This window comes from Vibrio bivalvicida, from assembly GCF_001399455.2.
GTDB lineage: Bacteria > Pseudomonadota > Gammaproteobacteria > Enterobacterales > Vibrionaceae > Vibrio > Vibrio bivalvicida.
In genome coordinates this window covers 340,265-357,667 of record NZ_LLEI02000021.1, presented here as the reverse complement: position 1 = coordinate 357,667, position 17,403 = coordinate 340,265, and the positions used below count along the sequence as shown (strand labels likewise).

Sequence of the window (17,403 nt, the reverse complement as noted above, 5' to 3'; positions counted from 1 at the left end):
TGGCCTAGCAAGAGGCGAGAAACGACTTGTTATAGTTTTTCTCAAAATATACGCACAAAATATCAAATATTGCTCGCATTTCCAGTAGTTTATATATGTTCAAAACAGTCACTGCTGATCTGTAAGTATAGGTTGTTCAAGGGAATTAGCCGTTTAGTGGTGACAAAAGCTTATTTTCTCATGAAAAATATTGTCACCTGTGTCATTTGTGAGAAATGAATACACCAATTTGAAGCACATTATTTACCTTTGAACGGAATTTAATCAGATTTCGTAATAATGTGTACCTCAGTTCGCCAAGGAGCAAATCTATAAACCTGAACGAAGATCACACCCCCTTTATAATGCGCAAGTTAGCACTCCTCCCTTACGGGTCAAGATTGTGACTAATATCAGGCTTTGAGGCGTAGAAAGAGAGAATGATGTGGCGAGTCTCTGGCTAAGTTAGGGTAGATGAGTATAAAAACAACAACATCAAGGATGTAACGTGAATAGTCTGTTTAAACCCAATGCGATCATGCTTGCTACGATCCTTAGCTTGCCCGTGCTAGCGAGTCCTACACTCACCTTATCAACGACAACAACAAGTAGAGATATTCCCCTTTCCACATCAGAAGCCACCGTAATGTCTCTGTCTAAAGAGACCTATCAGCTTACGGTTTCGGGTATCGATGGCACTTGTGCTAATGTTGAAGGCCAAAAAGTTAAGTTTCGTCGCCCATTAGCGCTCAATTGTGGAGCAGATACTGTACTGCCACTGAAGATTCGCTTTGGTGGCGATTATTCTTTTGCTTATGATAAAGAAAACAACACACTGACCATTGCGCGTGAAGCCAAGAAAAGCAAACAGGCCTTTAGCCGACCTATCCCTGACGTCCAATGTGAAACCTATTCGGGCAAAGAAGTCACGATCAACCTAGGCAGCACTTTCGCAGATGGAACCCAATTAAAAGATGCACTAAGTGGACAAACCGTAACAGTTGAGAATGGTTCAGTCACTATTCAGCCGTCAAAACAAAGCGGTGGACTCGTCCTGCTTGCGCCTGCCGAAGCCCCAATTTCACAGCCTGAGTTTACCTATAAGAACGCCAATATTTACTTTGTGATGGTCGACCGATTCAGCAATGGAGATACCAGCAATGATCAGAGTTACGGTCGCCAGAAAGACGGCAAACAGGAAGTCGGTACCTTCCACGGTGGCGACCTAAAAGGCGTGATTGAAAAGCTCGATTATATAAAGAGCCTCGGTACAGACGCAATTTGGCTCTCTCCGATTGTTGAGCAAGTACATGGATTTGTTGGCGGCGGCGAAAGTGGCAGCTTCCCATTCTATTCTTACCACGGCTACTGGACACGTGACTTCACTAAAATCGACCAAAACTTTGGTAACGAACAAGATCTGAAAACCTTGGTTGAGGAAGCACACAAACGCGGAATCAAGATCCTACTCGACGCCGTAATTAATCATGCGGGTTATGGCACACTTGCAGATATGCAGTTTGATAACCTAGAGGTGGTCGATCGTTCGAAAATGCCTAAACAGTGGGCAAAATGGACTCCTGAAGAAGGTCAAAACTGGCACAGTTTCAATAGCGCCATCGACTATCAAAGCAAACAGTGGCAAAACTGGTGGGGCCCAGATTGGGTTCGCGCAGGTTTACCGGGCTATACACAACCCGGTAGCAGCGACACCACAATGAATTTAGCAGGCTTACCAGACTTTATTACTGAATCAACAAAACCAGTAACACCTCCTAAGTGGCTGCTCGACAACCCAGACACTCGCGTTGTTGCTAAGCCTGACTACACAGTGGCGGATTACTTGGTTGAGTGGCAGTCGGACTGGGTAAAACGTTTTGGTATTGATGGTTTCAGGGTCGATACAGTAAAACACGTTGAAGGCGATGTTTGGCTTAAGCTAAAACAAGCCGCAAGCGAGAACCTAGAGCAGTGGCGCAGTGAAAATGGCAAGTCTGGTCAACCGTTCTGGATGATGGGAGAAGTATGGGGCCACTCGGCTTACCGATCACCGTATGCGGACCAAGGTTTCGATGCGCTGATCAACTTTGATATGCAGAAGAAACTCGATAAAGGCGCAGCCTGCTTTAGCCAGATGCAAGACGTCTACCAGAACTACGCCGATTCAATGCAATCTGCCCCTGACTATACCCCTGTCAGCTATATGTCATCCCACGATACAGAGCTGTTCTTCAACCGCTTTAAATCTTTCGACATGCAGCGTAACGCCGCTAATGCCCTGCTCCTAAGCCCTGGTGCTATTCAAGTGTACTATGGTGATGAAGTCGGTCGAGAGCTTGGCCCATACGCAGACGATTTCCACCAAGGGACTCGTTCCGATATGGTCTGGCAGCTCGACGATAAAAGTAAAGCCTTACTTTCTCACTGGCAAACCGTTGGTCAGTTCCGCCACAACCACCCTGCAATTGGTGCGGGCAAACATCAGCCAATAGACAATGACAATGCCTATGTGTTCTCTCGAACACTTGGTGAGGACAAGGTTGTTGTGGCGTTTGTGGGAAAATAACGAGCTTATAGTAGAACGCCTCCCTAATGGAGGCGTTTCATATGCTTATACACCGGAATCGGTATCTTCTCCGAAACAATGAAAATACAGCTTTGTACTCTTATCGTAATTAGGTCCTTTTACCCATTTCCCATTTTTCTCTATAAACGTGACGCCATTGTTCGTGCCAGAGACGTAATAGTTTGTCCATAGATGTTTGTTTTCATGGTTGTGCACTACTTTACCTCCGTGTGTCAAGCCTGTGGGAGACTTGTTGCCACTATATGGGCCGTAATAGCCATTGTAAGCCTTACAAACTTCATCTGCTTTTTTCCAAGTTGCAGGACCATGTAATGGGGGTATGCCAGAGGAAACCATTGAGGCACTTACAGACAGGCCATTGTATTTCGCCGTTACCGTCCCATCCCCGTTACCAAAACCAATCACCTCTCCTTTATTCTCTGAGTAAGTTGCTCCAAGTACCAGAGCTGGTAACACCCACCCAGTTATGGTCATCATCTAGATATTCAAGCTTGAAATACTGTCTTTCCCCCGGTAGAACACTCGCACTGGTCGGTGAAATACGTAGCTGGTTTGTAAATACATTTACCGGATAAACCGTTGCCGTTTGGGTAACTTCTCCATCCTTAAATGACGCATGAATAGTAACGGTACCTTCTACTTTGCCTTTAACTAGACCATCACTATCAACGGAGGCCCTCGAGCTGTCTGAAGAACTCCAATCGACTAAAGCAGTCACAACTTTTGTCGAGTTATCACTGTAATGTGCCGTGGCAACCAATTGTTTACTAGCTCCAACTTTAATCTCTAACGAATCGGGTTCCACAGCCAATGCAGTCAGCACTGGCTTTACCGTGATCAGTAAACCATTTGAGTGAACCCCACTTAAACTTGTGCTGACCGTAGCCGTACCAGCTTTAACTGCAGTGATTTCCCCTTGCTGATTGACAGATACCGTTGAGCTTTCGCTAGACTGCCAGTTTGACTGATTGGTGACATTTTCACTGTATCCTGATTGATAGGAGCCTATCGCCTGAAAACTAGCGCTACCTCCTTGATATAGAGTTTGCTGGCCAGAAACCATTATCTCTGTCAGGGTGTCGTCGATAAAATTGGCGACTGTCTCTAGCGTTTGTGAGTAATAGTTTACAAATACTTTGAACGGCCCTTTTGTATCACTACTGACATTGAATGTAGCCAGACCACTTGCGTCGGTTAAGCTACCTTGATGGTCAAACTGCAAGGCACGACTGTCCGCATAGGCATAAACCTGCTGATTGATGAGTGGTGCGCCGTCTTTACCAACTACCTTAGCTTGAACTTGATCGAAGTCCCCTTCACCATGATGGGTAACATAGGCCTTATCTTTAATGACTTGAGCGGATAAATCACCCGGATACACGCACGTTGCAATAAGTGGTGTTATTGAACTGGAAGCGGTAAGCACACCCGTACTCATATCAATCGATTGATAGCTGGTTGCCGCTTGCGATGAGGAAGTCCAATAACGGGCGGCAACAGGCCAATGCTCGCTGCTAGCAATATCAGGCTTCGCAGTGAACAACGCCTCCATTTGCTCGCTGGTCGGTAGAACCATTCCGCGGCTTAAGCACAGTGAACTGGCAGTATTGTGGTCAAACAGAGTGATGTCGTAATCAATGCCATTGATAGCTTCCGTTTCTATGCCTTGGTAATACAACTGTGAAACATCAGCACTCTGTTTTTCCCAAGGTGCTGTGTATCTCTGACTATTGGCCAAAACAATATCCTGCCAAGGCTTAGCAAGCTCAGCGACCGTGAGGCGAACTGTAGCAACCGCAAAGCCTCCATTATGGTCTGTCACATAATAGCTGACATCATAAGAGCCGGGGGTGTTAGCTGAGAATGTAAAACGCGTGTTCGCGGGATCAGTTTCATCAGCAACAGATACCTGAGCGTTATAGCTGTAGACCTCTGTTAATTGCAGTATGTCACCATCAGGGTCTTGGATATGCTCAGCCACGTCAATCGTAATTGTAGACTCAGGCAGTAGGTCTTCTGGTCCTGCAAAGTTTTCTGCAGTTGGCATGCCATCCAGCCTCTCGGATACCGCGATATCTATGTAGCCAGCCTTCACATTATTACCCTCAACGCTGGTCATGGAATAGATCAGCCTTGACACCCCGACTTCAGAACCTGCTTGGAATTGAATCGTATTGGTTGAGACATCAGCCGAGGCGCTTCCACCACCAAGCACTACAATCTGTTCATCAAGCCCATAGTTTGCTGGAAAGCTAGTCGCGAGTTTTTCCTCAAGCGACATTGATAAACTATCATTGACTTGAGCAACCTCAGACAGAGGTGGAATTACCGCAGATGTCGTCGTTTCGCTTAATAAAACATAGCTGCGACTTGCAACGGTTTTATCAAACTGCGGAGTCTCTGAGTGGTTTTGAACTACGTACTGATATAAGCAGGTGTCTGGTGTGCTCTTATCAACCTGAAAACTCATGGCCTGTGAATCAAACTTCGGATCTTCACAGTCACTGCTTAAAGATGTCACCGATTCTAAGCTTAATGGTAATCCGGCAGGGTCACTGACGCTGTTTTCAAGTGAAACCGTATGAAGGGTTCCATCTTGCAAAGAGAGTTGAGCAAAGTTATCTACTGCTATAGGCGAACTAATATTATCAATGTCTGTGTTGCTTTGGGGTTCACTACCACCGTCACCACCACAACCATGAAGCAGTAATATTGCAGGTAGCAAAACAGATGAAAAACTTCGTTTCATTGGAAATTCCATATGGGTATGTTTTGAAGGTTAAGGTTGGATAACGAGCTGGGGAGCCGTACCTGATTCGCGAGAATGAAAGTGCATATCCACTTGTGGCTCAAAGCTGCCTAAGTCATCGAGTAAGAGCGAAAGGTACGTGTTATTTGGTTCGGCATTGATGAGTTCAGTCACATCCCACTCTATCCATTTCCCTACATCGCTTTTTTTAATCGTGGTCGTATTGCCTTCTGTTAAAACCTTTGGAGCAGTATTCCAAGTAACTTCATCTTCAGACCAATCATTGCTAGAAAGTGAATAAACCGTTAGATTTCTTCCTGCCTCCCCAACGCCTGAATTAGCACCAGCTAGATACATTCTCAATGTTGCTTTACTAAAGGCTTGTACTGGCTTATTTCCGACATGAAACTTGAGTAATGCCTTCCGGTAAAAGCCATTGCTATCAGCGTTATCCCGCTTAACAATCAGTGAAGAATCCGCCCCATAACTCTGATTACTATGGGATCCTCCCCTAATTGTTGCATCTTCAACAACTTCGATCGTTCCAAAAGGAACGGTCACCTTAAACTCATTAGATGTGATTTCACCCGATGTAGAATGGACAGTTGCTGATCCCATCCCTTCCGCAAAAATTTCCCCTATATTTGTCACACGAATAACCTTGGGGTTGTCAGATGTCCAATTCACCTCCTGTGAAATATCTGACTCTTTTCCCGACTGATATTTACCCATTGCAGTCAACTCATCGGTATTACCAAGTAGTAATTCATGGTCTCCACTGAGTGAAATACTAAGCAGTAGGTCATCAATAAAACGCACCAAAGCTGCTTTGGTTTGTGAGTAGTAGTTAACCAAGACATCGAACTCCCCACTTAGCGCACTACGCACTTTAAAAGAGGCCTTGCCTTCACTATCCGTTAGGGCTGATTGGCTTTCGAAGCTTAGGTTTTCGTCATCACTAAACGCATAAATACGCTGCCCGGAAATAGGAGAACCATCGGCCTGCTTGGCATACGCTTCCACTGTGTTGAAATCGCCATCAGCGAGCTCGGTTTGATAAGCGTTGTCTTTACTCACTAAAGTTGAGAGCTCACCAGGATAAACACAGGTAACGATTAAGGGGTTTGATGTCGGCAATAGGATCTGGGCACCGCTACTCATATTAAAACCGTACTGCTGGTTAGCGGTGGATTTACTGGAACTCCAATACGCTACAGAGGTAGGCCAATGATCAGAGTTCGCGACATCAGGTCGTGCTTGAAATAGCGCTTTCATCTGCTCTAAGCTCGGCAATGCCATCCCTCTAGACTGGCATAAAGCTTGAGCCGCATCCGCGCTAAACAGAGGAATGAGATACTCTGTCCCATTGACGACCTCAGGTTCGGTACCCTGATAATAAATACCTGCCGTATCGGCACTACTTTTCTCCCACGGCGCGGTATAGCGGGCACCACTTGCTAGCACAATATCGTTCCAAGGAAGAGGCGGCTCAGACACCACAATACGTACCACTGCTACGGCGTAGCCGCCTCTATGATCCGACACATAGTAAGTCACGCTGTAACTACCAGGTTGAGAAGCCAAGAAGCTAAACTTTGTGTTGTTAACATCGAGCGGATCGGTAATCGCTACATTAGCGTTATAGGCATACACGTCGGTTAGTTGCAGCGAGTCGCCGTCAGGATCACTCACCGAGTCACTAACATCTATCGTAATATTTGTGTTTGGATATAACGATTCTGGCCCCGCGATATTTTCTGCAATAGGCATACTGTTACCATCTGAAGAAACGGCAATATCGACATAACCCGCTTTCACATTGTTACCATCGTCGCTCGATAAGGAGTAAATCAAACGGGTATCTCCTGGTGTACTGCTTGCTTGGTATAAGATCGTATCCGAACTAACATCCGCACTCGCCACTCCGTCTCCGAGCAGCACAACATCTTGGTTTAATGTGTAGCCATCAGGATAGGTGGAGCCCAGCTCCTGCCTAAGAGCAATGGTTAATTCAGAATCTACTTTTACAGACTTCGATATCGGGGGAATTAGCGAAGAATCTGTTTCGTTACTGAGCAACACCACGCTTTCGGCACTGGACTCCTTATCTAATTGCGGATTATCTGCATGGTTTCGAATCACATAGCGATAGACACATGTTTCGGGAATAGACTCAGCGACCATAAAAGATAGGTGCTGTTTATCTACAACTGGCGTACCACAAGACTGACTAAGAGGCTCAACACGCTCTAGTGTTAGCGGTAATCCCTGAGGATCGCTCACATGCTCTGCCAAAGACACAACATGCTGGCTATTATCGAGCAGAAACTGTGAGTAGTTATCTGTTGCTACTGGAGAACTGACCGTTTCTTGATGTGAGCTTTGTTGATTCTGTTCACTCGTTTCTCCACCGCAACCAAATAGCACTAGTGGCAATAAATAAACAAATAGTTTGTTATTGAGCCGCATACTTTCCTCTTATTCCAGAATTAGCTTGCATTACTCTCCTAAAAAAAAGCGACAAAAAGCCCGCCCACTAAGAGAGTTAACCCTCATCGGAAAATAATTAATCTTATTCAGCTAAAATATTTGATTAAAAATAAATCTTTTTAAAATCTTCAATATCACTAATGATATCTGAGTTTAAAAACTCAGAAATTGAGTTCGCTTTGATGAGCATTCTACTCACTGTTTGCTGGCCATCATTAATCTTAAACATTGAAAAGCCCTCATTTTCATCATCATAGAAGCAAAAGTAACTAAACCCTTTTCGCTTAACGTGAAAGTGATTAATATGCTTCATCTTCAGCATATTTAACAACTCTCTTTCGCTGCCTCTCTTGAGGCATTCAGGCTGACTGGCCATCCAAACATCCTCCCTTCCTGTATAACTAAATCATTAGAGATATTTGCTATTTAAGATAATAAATAGTATCTCCAGGATAAATTAAATTTATATTTTTGAAGTTATTGCTTTCTAATATACTTGATAGAGAAACATTATATTTACTGGCAATTTTAATTAGCCAGTCTCCCTTCTTAACCGTATATTGATGCAACTTTCTTAACGGTTTGTCTGGCTTATTTTCTAAGCCACTTTTTTCTGATTGTTGAGCGACAATTGCTGTCTCTACTTTTAGGATTGAGGTGTTTGGTTCTTCCCATGCTTTGGGGTGATCAAACGCAATACTCAGCCCAGTGTAAAACTGGTTTTTGTTCACTTCAGTGTCATCAAAGCTAAAGCGATACCCTGCCAACGCGGTAATGTTGCCCGGCAACTGACACCTTAAACCGTAATCAACGAAGGCAGAACGGTACGCGTAGCCCGCTCCCAGTTCTAAATTCAGATCTTGCGCAAGCTGAAATTGTTGACTCACTCCAACAGAAAAGGTATTTCGATGATAGCCACCAGGTGCTAGGTTTGTCTCTCCTGCAACATGGAACTGCCCACCAGCTTTAAGATTAAAGTTATCCCAGCTATGAACGGCGTCTATACCCAACGTTGTGGTGTCCCCAAAATAAGCCTTGCTTTCGAGCTTATCAGGCCAAGACATACCGCCCCATGACTCTACTTCTTCAGCCTTTAAGCTATGAGAAGCCACTAAAGCACACATCAATAAGCTAGCTGCTGCTGATTGTTTACAGGTTTTCTTCGAAATATACGGTAAATTGGTCATAGTAATTACCAGTAGTTAAATCATCTGCTGGGATATTGTCGTAGTGAACATTAAGCATCAGGCTTACCGTGTCCCCTTCTCCACCTACGACCGTTTCTCTATTGTTTAAGTTGAGCTTTCCGTTGCTGACAAGCGAAGTATCCTCGCAGGCATTACAATCGATGCTATATGGAATTGGTTTGGCACTGCCTTCATCAACATAGGCTAGATTAAAACTATCAGTTTCATTTTCAGGGAAACTTAACTTAAGTCCGTTGGTAAAAAAGCCATGAGCCGTTATTAAGTAATCTGTTTGCCCGGAAGCCGTTAACTTCTTCTGATCATATTTCGCAGGCATAACCCCACTGCCGCTGACTTCAATATTGGCCAAATTTGCCGCCTCGTAGCGGATAGACAATGTCACCGGAACTCCGGTTGTACTTCGATATGTCCAACTCCCCGTAGGAGAGCGAAAACCATATGCAGGGCGAACCATGACTGACCCTGTGTATTGCCCACTGCTTACTCCCGCTTCACGTAATGATTGAGCTATATCAGAAGTTTTTATTAATGGTCGAGCAAATTGAAAGGGGGTAAATGCAGCCGCCGTTTTATAGGTATTACTGTTGATGCAAAAACCTATACCTGTATCCGCCAGTGTAACCACTCCACCTTCACCCATAGCGGTTTCACATACTTTATAACTGCCGTTAACAGGCTCAGAGCCATCGAAGTGAGCGCTCGCTTTACCTAAGTTGTATTGAATACCGACAACCTGAAAATCAAGATCAACACTCTCGCCTGTTTCACTGTTCCTCAGTTTTATTGTACTGACCGACTGCCCAAGAAAAGTCCCCGGAACCCACTCTGTTGTTGGTTGTAATCCGGAGAGTGGCTGCCAATTAGTCGACGTTAAATAGCCACTTTGGTTATATGCGTTGAACCACGTTAGCCTGCCACCTTTCACAAAGCCGCTAATCGTTGTCGCTTCGGCACAAGGCAGTAGCAACAAGCAACTGAACAGGCATAACGCTAACTTATAGAGTGATGGTCTCGTTATATGACTGATCATGGTTACCTACGATAACTTTAAGTGATTCACGGTAGAGTTTGTCTGAAAGCTTAATGGTTTTACTGCGCCCTGCTAAAACGTAATAGAGCGCTCGGCATCCTTTTTGATCCATACTGAATTTATCGCAGCTATCAATTTTAATTTTGATGAAGGTATTACCTGTATTTCTAACTGTTAACCTCTTGTTTTGTTTATCAAAATTAATGTCATAATCCACATCAGACTTCAGTGCAGGAACAATGTAATAAGGCGCGATTCCAAAACGGATATCGAGTTTATTCTGGTTTTCCGCATCAGGAGAAACCACTGGTGTAAATCTGACCTGATAAACATTGTCATGGCTGCGATCGCAATTTCTCCGGCACAGATATCGAACCGAAAAGTTGCTCATCTCGCCTGAGTGAAGAATCGCCTTAGCCGGATTAACAGCAAGATCCCAGAGCATAAAGTTATTTTTATTAAGGGGGATTTTTTTAATTTGGTTGTGTTCAACAATTACTTTTAAAACCTCGGCTTTCAGATAGATAGTTTCTTCTTCAGAGTTCGAAACGGTGAACATGCCGTTTCCTTTCTCATTACCAGCTAACATCAAGGTATCAACTTGAAAGGCCCAAGTGTTAGCAGCAAAAAAACAGATGGCCGTAGCGATAAGACTTGATAACAGGCTATTGCATTTCATGGGTTGTCTCCTGCACAGAGGCGTATGGAAAATGGTCTGACTCTTCCAGTGCGTAGACACTGAATTCATCAATAAACTGAACTTGGTTATCGGCAAGTTGCTCTTGAGTCTCGATAAATACAAAAGTATGCTCTCCAACTTGTTTTTTAACGAACACAAGATCCTGGTTAGCTAATTGCTCTTCATAGTGCTCGATAACAGATGGTTGGGAGAACTCCCCCACATAGTAATAGAGTTTGTTATTTCGCCCTTTCGCTATCTGCTGCCCGTCTTTCAAGTCAAACTGAGGCATACAGAAATTGGTACCTAGGTTGTAACTTTCGTACTCATCAGAATAGGGAATAACGCATCGTTGTCCGCGACTGACAAGCTGGTACGGCAAACCTTGGCTGATTTTAAACTTGAACACGCCTTGGGAAAGTTCTTCAACATCAAGGCAACCCGCGCCTTTACATTTCACGTCATCTACCGCGTTCCCTTCAATATCGGTAAATACTGACAAGTAAGATTTAACACTATGTAAATCAACATCTAACTTAAGAATGGTTCCCGGATAGCTACTCGATTCTGCAAAGGACTCGCCTGTATTGTGATAATCACTCGCCGCTTCATCTAATGCGACTTTGTACTCTCGATAAGGTTTAAAAGGGTAGATCACTGTATCTTCATCGACGAGTACTTGCCCAGCAGGGTCATCATTACTTTTAATACGAACTACACTCACAAATTCGCTTTCGTCAGTTAGGGAGTGGAGCTTTTGATCAAGTTGCTGATTTTCGATGATTAAGTAGCTGTCAGCCGCTCTATCTGTCATATAGGTATTGTCATCAGTCACTATCGTCGAAGCGGAGAAAGCTGCAAATACGTTGTAGTCACCTTCTGTGTCCAAGTAACCGTAACTGCTACCGCTTAAGTGCTGATCGCGATACCCCGCAGACAAAGTCGCTTCACCAATGGTCTCAGATGGAATCGCTTCACTATCGCTATATCTAAAGCCCGCTTCACCACTCAGAGAAACACTATCATCAGTTTCAAATTGATGATTGATGGTTGCTCGGTGATATTGGTATCCATTACTGCTGGTGCTCGCAGCATAATTCATTGATGAATGTGTGCCTAACGGCACAGAGAAGTTAACGCCAAGCATCCACTCATCATTCATTTCACCACTTAGAGCATCGGTAGATTCTGAATAGGTTGTATTGATATCAATAGTACTGTGCCATAGGCTTGAAAATGTATAGCCAGCCATCACTGATTTATAGTCATCAAATACTGCTTCATCACCAAGTTCATAATAAGTGCCACCTCTCTCACTTTTGTAATTGGAGTAGCTAGTATAGAAATTTCCAGAGCCCAAACGATGGCTATAGTTCGCCGTAAACTCCTGAAAAGAGCCAAAGCCATATAGGTAATTGGAAAGGTCATATTTTAGTGGGCTTGTCTCGTCGTAAAACTTGCTCCACGTAAAAGAGGCTTTACCTAACGTCAGTTCAGACTGAAGGTAACTGCTGTCATCACTAAAAGTGCCTGCCAACGCGTTAACAGCAAGATTTTTATCAACATCAATTTGTATGGCGGTGCGCGCATAGTAATCTTCAGCTGTATTCAGCACATCGACCCCAATTAAAACTGGATCAGTAATTCGGTTTGTTATGCTTGCCTGAACAAAGCCATTGTATTGATATTCTTCAACATCATACTGGTCTGTTGTTACCTCATCGGCATCTTGTTTATACATAGAACCTGCCGAAAGTTGGTAGTCAAAACCACCTGAATTCAGCGCATACTTAGTGGCATTGTAGATTTTTCTGACCTCGTGATAGATAACACTATCACCAGAGACAACTTTAATATTGAGGACATGAATTCCTTTCGGCAGCGAACTATATGAAATGTAATTCTGACCAGCACTTACATTTTTCTCGAGTACAGGTTCACCATTTCTACGAGTGACTATAAGTCGCCCAGAAGAAGGGATAGAGAAGTAGAGCCTTTGATCTGAATCTCGGTTTTTGAATATCAAATCAGACGTTGAGCCTAAGTCAAAACTAACAGCATCTATCTGGGTATGTGCGTCTAGAATCGCGCTGCTGTTCCAGTAGTAGTCAACAGAACTTGACGTATAGCCGAAACGAAAGCGGGTGTCTTCCTTCGCGTAGTTGTAGTTTAACTGATCAAAATAGAGGTCATTGTTACCAGATGCAGAATGATTGCTAACGTTGAGATCACTGACAAAGTAACCACCAAAAGCGCCTAATGTCGACTTGTTCTTATAAAAAGCGTTAATGTCACTCTCAGAGCCCATATTGGCGTTGAACTGGTGGTGCATCATTAGTGCATTTTGATCCACTGCGTCATCAATGTAATGGCGATTCGATTTTCGCTCCGCCATTTCTGAAGTTGGAATGACAACACGCACGGTTGCCTTATCTTTGATGACGACATATTGATATTGTAAAGCGCCGCTAATAACGCAGTTTTCTCTCATCCCTTTACACAGTTCACTGGTTGAAACCCCTTCCATAAGATCTGTCAACACGTGCCGAATCGCGTGTGACTTTAAATACTGCTTAGAAAGGAACCGCAGGAGAGCATCTTTTTCGTTTTTATCAACTTTTACACTGTCATACCCTAAATCAGCCATTAATATGACAGAATCAGTATCATTGATCATAATCCTCGTTTCAGTATGCTCAGACTGCATTAAATCTTGAAATTCTGAAGGGATTTCTGAAGGGATTTCTGAAGCGAAAGCAACCACAGGAAAACATAGACAGACTTTCGATAGCGCAAGACAAATATTATTTAAAGTCATAGCGATAACTCTGCCTCAATGCTAATTGACCCAGAGCAATACAGCATAGTCTCTTTAATTGGCTGGCTTTTAAGTGTCAACGCAGCTTGGCCAGATAAGTTTCCCGCCTCTGTTGAGGGAGACAATAGCAAAGCCTTAGCTGGCTGTGTCTGATCAAACGGATTGCCGTCAATCAATAGATTGATAAATCCTTCCTGACTGACCGTATCGTCACTGCTGTGACGACAAACAGAACGATTTTCTAACAAGTTGAGGTTGTATCCAAACCCCATCGACGATTCAGAATTTGGAATATCTGAAACGATATTTAACTGAACATCGTGGTCCAAAAATACTTTTGTCGCTTCATCGTACTCAAGTAGAAAGCTCGATTCGCCTGGTATGATTTCTAACGTATACGGATATACTTTCCCTTTATCTATATATGTGGAGACATTAAAGCTCCTAGTTATATTTTCCGCACAGACAGAAAAATTCACTAAAGAGAATGATAATAATAACATTGTATACTTCATTTGATACATCTTGAGCATGACAATAAGCTGCAGAAAAACTGCAGCTTGTAAAACAGCAAAAGTATTATTGGGTCTAAGTAATAAGTAGGCTAGATTTTACCTACATCAGGTTCGGCGGTAATGTTGGCTGTAACAATGATTGTTTCTCCTGGAACCACTCCTGTTACTGCATCAGTATAACTTGTTGTCACACCGATAATATTATCACCCGCAGTCGTTTTATATACACTACCAGGTGTCATCTCTGTGTTGTCTACTTGGAATTTTAGACGTGTGCTATCATAGTCACCGTTACCCGTTGAGCTCACGTTTGATGAGACCAAGTTCCAATTCACATCCTGATCATAAAGTGTGCTTGGATCAGGTGAGTAGCTACCATCTCCATTGTCAATTGTTGCATGTGCCTCTACAACAATAGCTTTGAATGACTTAAAAGTACCACTATTAGCAACTTTTAAAGTACCATCCATAATATCACCGCCACCTTGGCCAGTTAGTGCAATATCTTTAGAAAAAAATGAGCCACCAACAACGCCTTGCCAGTTTAGTTGCGCTTGCGCGATACTAGCGAAATTATCTGCAGCAAATACACCACTGCTCATTAGAGCCCCGCCTAATAATGCAACGGTCATGGCCGACTTTTTTATTTTATTCACTTTCATCTCCTAATTATAAAAGTCTAATACTATTATTTGATACAAATAACAGTATTAAAATTCATTCAAAATATCATCCGCCATAGAGGTATGACGTCGGAGACAAGTTTAATCTTCAATCAAAGATCAACAATAGGCATACCGCATTTAAACCATTGCCACAATGCCTAATTCTTCGAGAAATAGGTTCAATAAGGCCGATTGAATACCTAGTAATCAATCGAATAAAGATAACAAAAGGATCTAAATATCACACCTTCAGGATTAGATAAAACTGTTGTGTAACTGCTCGTTGACACAAGCCATTGGCGCATAGTGTTGATATAAGGCGATCAAATAGTCTGATGACAACAAACGATTTATATCCGCCATCATAATTGCTTGGCGATATTTTTTCCCGCCAATGACAAACTCGCCCGCACCACCTTCTCCTTCACATGCGACTACAGAAAATCCTCGATGACTGTAATAATTGTAGGCAGATTGAGTAACTACTCGCATAGCAAAATATTGAATATTTGGGTTGTTAATGGCAGTAATGACTTCTCGATAAACATTATATAAACGCAAACAAGGCGCTTCAAAAAACCGGCTACTGCTAAACATCACCAAATGGCTATTGCGCTCTTTATTACAAGCTTTGCTGTAGTCCGGTGTACAACTTGATTGCTCCATTTGTTGAAGGAACTCATCATGTTCAAAATAGTAAGCTAAGTAGTGCCCTGCTTTAGAAGCGTTATTTAAATAAACACGAAACTCTCCACACTTATCTGCTATCAAATCATGAAAATCATGCCTGAACATTTCGCTATCTGGAATACCAAATTGTTTGTGCATTCCTTCAATTTCAGAAAGGCAGTCTTGGAGACCTATAGCAGATAGCGCCTCCATCTCAAACACTTGGTAGCAGTTTGCTTGGTGTTCTCCATATTTAAGGCGATTCGAGAAGCTGTAAACAGATTCATATCTATCATAGAAAATCTTTCTTAGCTCTTTAAAGTCATTTTCTACGTGTTGAGCCAATAAAAACTCAGAAAGATCATCATTAAAAAAACGTGTAATCAGCAATTGCTTGTAGCGCGATGGCTCAGTGACTCCTCTTTCCCAGCGGCTTAACGTGACATTATCAAGAGATTCAAACGCATCAAATTGAAACTGTTTTAAGTTTTCGACAATTTCCGACTGAGTGACCTTCTGCTCTTTTCTTTTTTTCTTGAGGTAACTTGCAAACATAGAACTTATACCAAGTTGTTAAACATTAGATACTTCCCTAGACGCGTAGCTGTGACTAAAAGAACTCACCTGCCCGCAGATTTACTTAGACTACCATTGTGCTAAGGAGTGTTAAAAGTGACGAAATGTCAGCAAGCTGCAAAACAAATCGACGCATTGGAAGGATATATCAATCTTGTTTCACATTTCACAACTCTAACAGTGAAAAAAATATCAGTAGAGTTCCATAACTCACTGTCTGTACTACACTAAATTAATAATGCAACTTCACGAGTATGAACAATGAAAAAGCCTGTACTCTTGGTTGACGATGAGGTGAACATTCTTAATTCATTTCGTCGAACATTGAGGAGTCATGTTGATATAGATCTTGCAAGCAGCGGCGAACAAGCCCTTGAGCTTATCTCACAAAAACAGTACGCCGTTATCGTGTCTGATATGCAGATGCCCATCATGAATGGACTGCAATTGCTGCAAACGGTTAAAGAAAGATCGCCTGATACAGTAAGAATGATGTTCACTGGGAATGCCGACCAGCAAACGGCGGTTGACGCTGTTAACTTAGGTGACGTATTTCGCTTTATTAATAAGCCTTGCACACCTGAACAGTTACTCAGTTTCATAAACTCCGCGATACGACAATATGAACTTGTTGTTGCCGAAAAAGTACTGCTTAACAAGACGTTAAAAGGCGTAATCAATGTCCTAAGCGATGTAGTTTCTCTGGTTAGCCCCGAAATAAGTGAACGAAGTAACAAGGTTCAGCTCCATATGCAACAGTTAGGCAAGGAACTCAATCTCAAGCCTCATTGGAGTTTTGAGCCAATGGTTCAGCTGTCGCAGCTTGGATTTATCATTTTTCCTCAGAGTACTTTGCAAAACATCAGCAACGGTAAAATAGTCACTGAAGAAGACCGACAACTGTTTGATCAGCACCCTTGCTTATCCTCTGATTTGCTGAAACAGATTCCACGTATGGGGGGAATTGCTAAAACCATTCTCTACCAGGAGAAAGGCTTCAACGGAGAAGGCAACCCTATAGATAGTGTACAAGGGACCGAACTACCTTACGGTTCTAGGATGCTTAAAGTCGTCTGTGACTATATAAAACTGGAAAATGCAGGTTACACCGTTTCCGACGCGATTGAGAAACTTGACAGTGAACAACAACTTTATGACCCAAGCATACTCAATGCCTTTAAGTCCACACTTGGTTATGAGGCGCCAAAGACTTTTGTCGATGTACGTTACCTCAACCCGAATATGATCATTGAACAAGAGATCAGAACCAACCGAGATCAATTGATCGCGAGAAAAGGACAAAGAGTCACACCAACCTTAATGAATATTGTCCACCACTGTTTAGAGAACAACGCTGTGACTGGAGAAGTTTGGGTGACTATGATAGAGCCTGAAGAGCAACAACAAAACGATGAAGAACAGACGTTAAGCAACTGAC

Annotated in this window: 13 protein-coding genes; 2 read left to right on the top strand and 11 right to left on the bottom strand. The window is 42.9% G+C overall.

Annotation, left to right across the window (positions count from 1 at the left end; translation table 11 throughout):
- Positions 1–517 precede the first annotated feature (517 nt).
- On the top strand, positions 518–2,545 hold the full coding sequence (locus APB76_RS06900; RefSeq protein WP_054961218.1) for an alpha-amylase: 2,028 nt from the start codon (positions 518–520) through the stop codon (positions 2,543–2,545).
- 45 nt (positions 2,546–2,590) lie between these two features.
- Here the strand turns inward: APB76_RS06900 and APB76_RS23255 are convergent, their stop codons facing one another.
- From APB76_RS23255 to APB76_RS06850, 11 genes are all read right to left on the bottom strand, one after another.
- On the bottom strand, positions 2,591–3,043 hold the full coding sequence (locus APB76_RS23255) for a hypothetical protein (protein ID WP_237767887.1): 453 nt from the start codon (positions 3,041–3,043) through the stop codon (positions 2,591–2,593).
- On the bottom strand, positions 2,979–5,315 hold the full coding sequence (locus APB76_RS06895) for an Ig-like domain-containing protein (RefSeq protein WP_237767886.1): 2,337 nt from the start codon (positions 5,313–5,315) through the stop codon (positions 2,979–2,981). Before APB76_RS06895 ends, APB76_RS23255 begins: the two co-directional genes overlap by 65 nt.
- A gap of 30 nt (positions 5,316–5,345) precedes the next feature.
- The gene (locus APB76_RS06890; protein WP_054961003.1) at positions 5,346–7,784 is read right to left on the bottom strand and encodes a CBM96 family carbohydrate-binding protein; all 2,439 of its coding nucleotides are present in this window, start codon (positions 7,782–7,784) and stop codon (positions 5,346–5,348) included.
- Between the two features lie 124 nt (positions 7,785–7,908).
- On the bottom strand, positions 7,909–8,181 hold the full coding sequence (locus APB76_RS06885) for a hypothetical protein (protein ID WP_049844785.1): 273 nt from the start codon (positions 8,179–8,181) through the stop codon (positions 7,909–7,911).
- A gap of 46 nt (positions 8,182–8,227) precedes the next feature.
- Positions 8,228–8,992, bottom strand: coding sequence for a LysM peptidoglycan-binding domain-containing protein (locus APB76_RS06880; protein WP_054961004.1), 765 nt, complete (start codon positions 8,990–8,992; stop codon positions 8,228–8,230).
- Complete coding sequence (locus APB76_RS06875; RefSeq protein WP_237767885.1) at positions 8,955–10,043, bottom strand: hypothetical protein; 1,089 nt, start codon at positions 10,041–10,043, stop codon at positions 8,955–8,957. The genes APB76_RS06880 and APB76_RS06875 overlap by 38 nt, the downstream gene beginning before the upstream one ends.
- A complete protein-coding gene (locus APB76_RS06870) occupies positions 10,009–10,722 on the bottom strand; it encodes a fimbrial biogenesis chaperone (RefSeq protein ID WP_049844783.1) in 714 nt (237 codons plus the stop codon). The genes APB76_RS06875 and APB76_RS06870 overlap by 35 nt, the downstream gene beginning before the upstream one ends.
- A complete protein-coding gene (locus tag APB76_RS06865; RefSeq protein WP_054961005.1) occupies positions 10,709–13,540 on the bottom strand; it encodes a CS1-pili formation C-terminal domain-containing protein in 2,832 nt (943 codons plus the stop codon). Before APB76_RS06865 ends, APB76_RS06870 begins: the two co-directional genes overlap by 14 nt.
- Positions 13,537–14,055, bottom strand: coding sequence for a hypothetical protein (locus tag APB76_RS06860; protein ID WP_235431335.1), 519 nt, complete (start codon positions 14,053–14,055; stop codon positions 13,537–13,539). Before APB76_RS06860 ends, APB76_RS06865 begins: the two co-directional genes overlap by 4 nt.
- Positions 14,056–14,144: 89 nt before the next feature.
- The gene (locus APB76_RS06855; protein ID WP_237767884.1) at positions 14,145–14,717 is read right to left on the bottom strand and encodes a hypothetical protein; all 573 of its coding nucleotides are present in this window, start codon (positions 14,715–14,717) and stop codon (positions 14,145–14,147) included.
- Positions 14,718–14,975: 258 nt separating this feature from the next.
- Complete coding sequence (locus tag APB76_RS06850) at positions 14,976–15,944, bottom strand: helix-turn-helix domain-containing protein (protein WP_049844780.1); 969 nt, start codon at positions 15,942–15,944, stop codon at positions 14,976–14,978.
- A 282-nt stretch (positions 15,945–16,226) separates the two neighbouring features.
- Here APB76_RS06850 and APB76_RS06845 point away from each other — a divergent pair, with 282 nt between their 5' ends.
- The gene (locus APB76_RS06845) at positions 16,227–17,402 is read left to right on the top strand and encodes an HD domain-containing phosphohydrolase (RefSeq protein WP_054961006.1); all 1,176 of its coding nucleotides are present in this window, start codon (positions 16,227–16,229) and stop codon (positions 17,400–17,402) included.
- The last annotated feature ends 1 nt before the right edge of the window (position 17,403 follow it).

Coding starts and splice junctions, on each gene's coding strand:
- APB76_RS06860 (WP_235431335.1), bottom strand. CDS start 14,055: ATGAAGTATACAATGTTATTATTATCATTCTCTTTAGTGAATTTTTCT.
- APB76_RS06845 (WP_054961006.1), top strand. CDS start 16,227: ATGAAAAAGCCTGTACTCTTGGTTGACGATGAGGTGAACATTCTTAAT.
- APB76_RS06865 (WP_054961005.1), bottom strand. CDS start 13,540: ATGACTTTAAATAATATTTGTCTTGCGCTATCGAAAGTCTGTCTATGT.
- APB76_RS06885 (WP_049844785.1), bottom strand. CDS start 8,181: ATGGCCAGTCAGCCTGAATGCCTCAAGAGAGGCAGCGAAAGAGAGTTG.
- APB76_RS06870 (WP_049844783.1), bottom strand. CDS start 10,722: ATGAAATGCAATAGCCTGTTATCAAGTCTTATCGCTACGGCCATCTGT.
- APB76_RS06895 (WP_237767886.1), bottom strand. CDS start 5,315: ATGAAACGAAGTTTTTCATCTGTTTTGCTACCTGCAATATTACTGCTT.
- APB76_RS06875 (WP_237767885.1), bottom strand. CDS start 10,043: ATGATCAGTCATATAACGAGACCATCACTCTATAAGTTAGCGTTATGC.
- APB76_RS06850 (WP_049844780.1), bottom strand. CDS start 15,944: ATGTTTGCAAGTTACCTCAAGAAAAAAAGAAAAGAGCAGAAGGTCACT.
- APB76_RS06855 (WP_237767884.1), bottom strand. CDS start 14,717: ATGAAAGTGAATAAAATAAAAAAGTCGGCCATGACCGTTGCATTATTA.
- APB76_RS06880 (WP_054961004.1), bottom strand. CDS start 8,992: ATGACCAATTTACCGTATATTTCGAAGAAAACCTGTAAACAATCAGCA.
- APB76_RS06890 (WP_054961003.1), bottom strand. CDS start 7,784: ATGCGGCTCAATAACAAACTATTTGTTTATTTATTGCCACTAGTGCTA.
- APB76_RS23255 (WP_237767887.1), bottom strand. CDS start 3,043: ATGATGACCATAACTGGGTGGGTGTTACCAGCTCTGGTACTTGGAGCA.
- APB76_RS06900 (WP_054961218.1), top strand. CDS start 518: ATGCTTGCTACGATCCTTAGCTTGCCCGTGCTAGCGAGTCCTACACTC.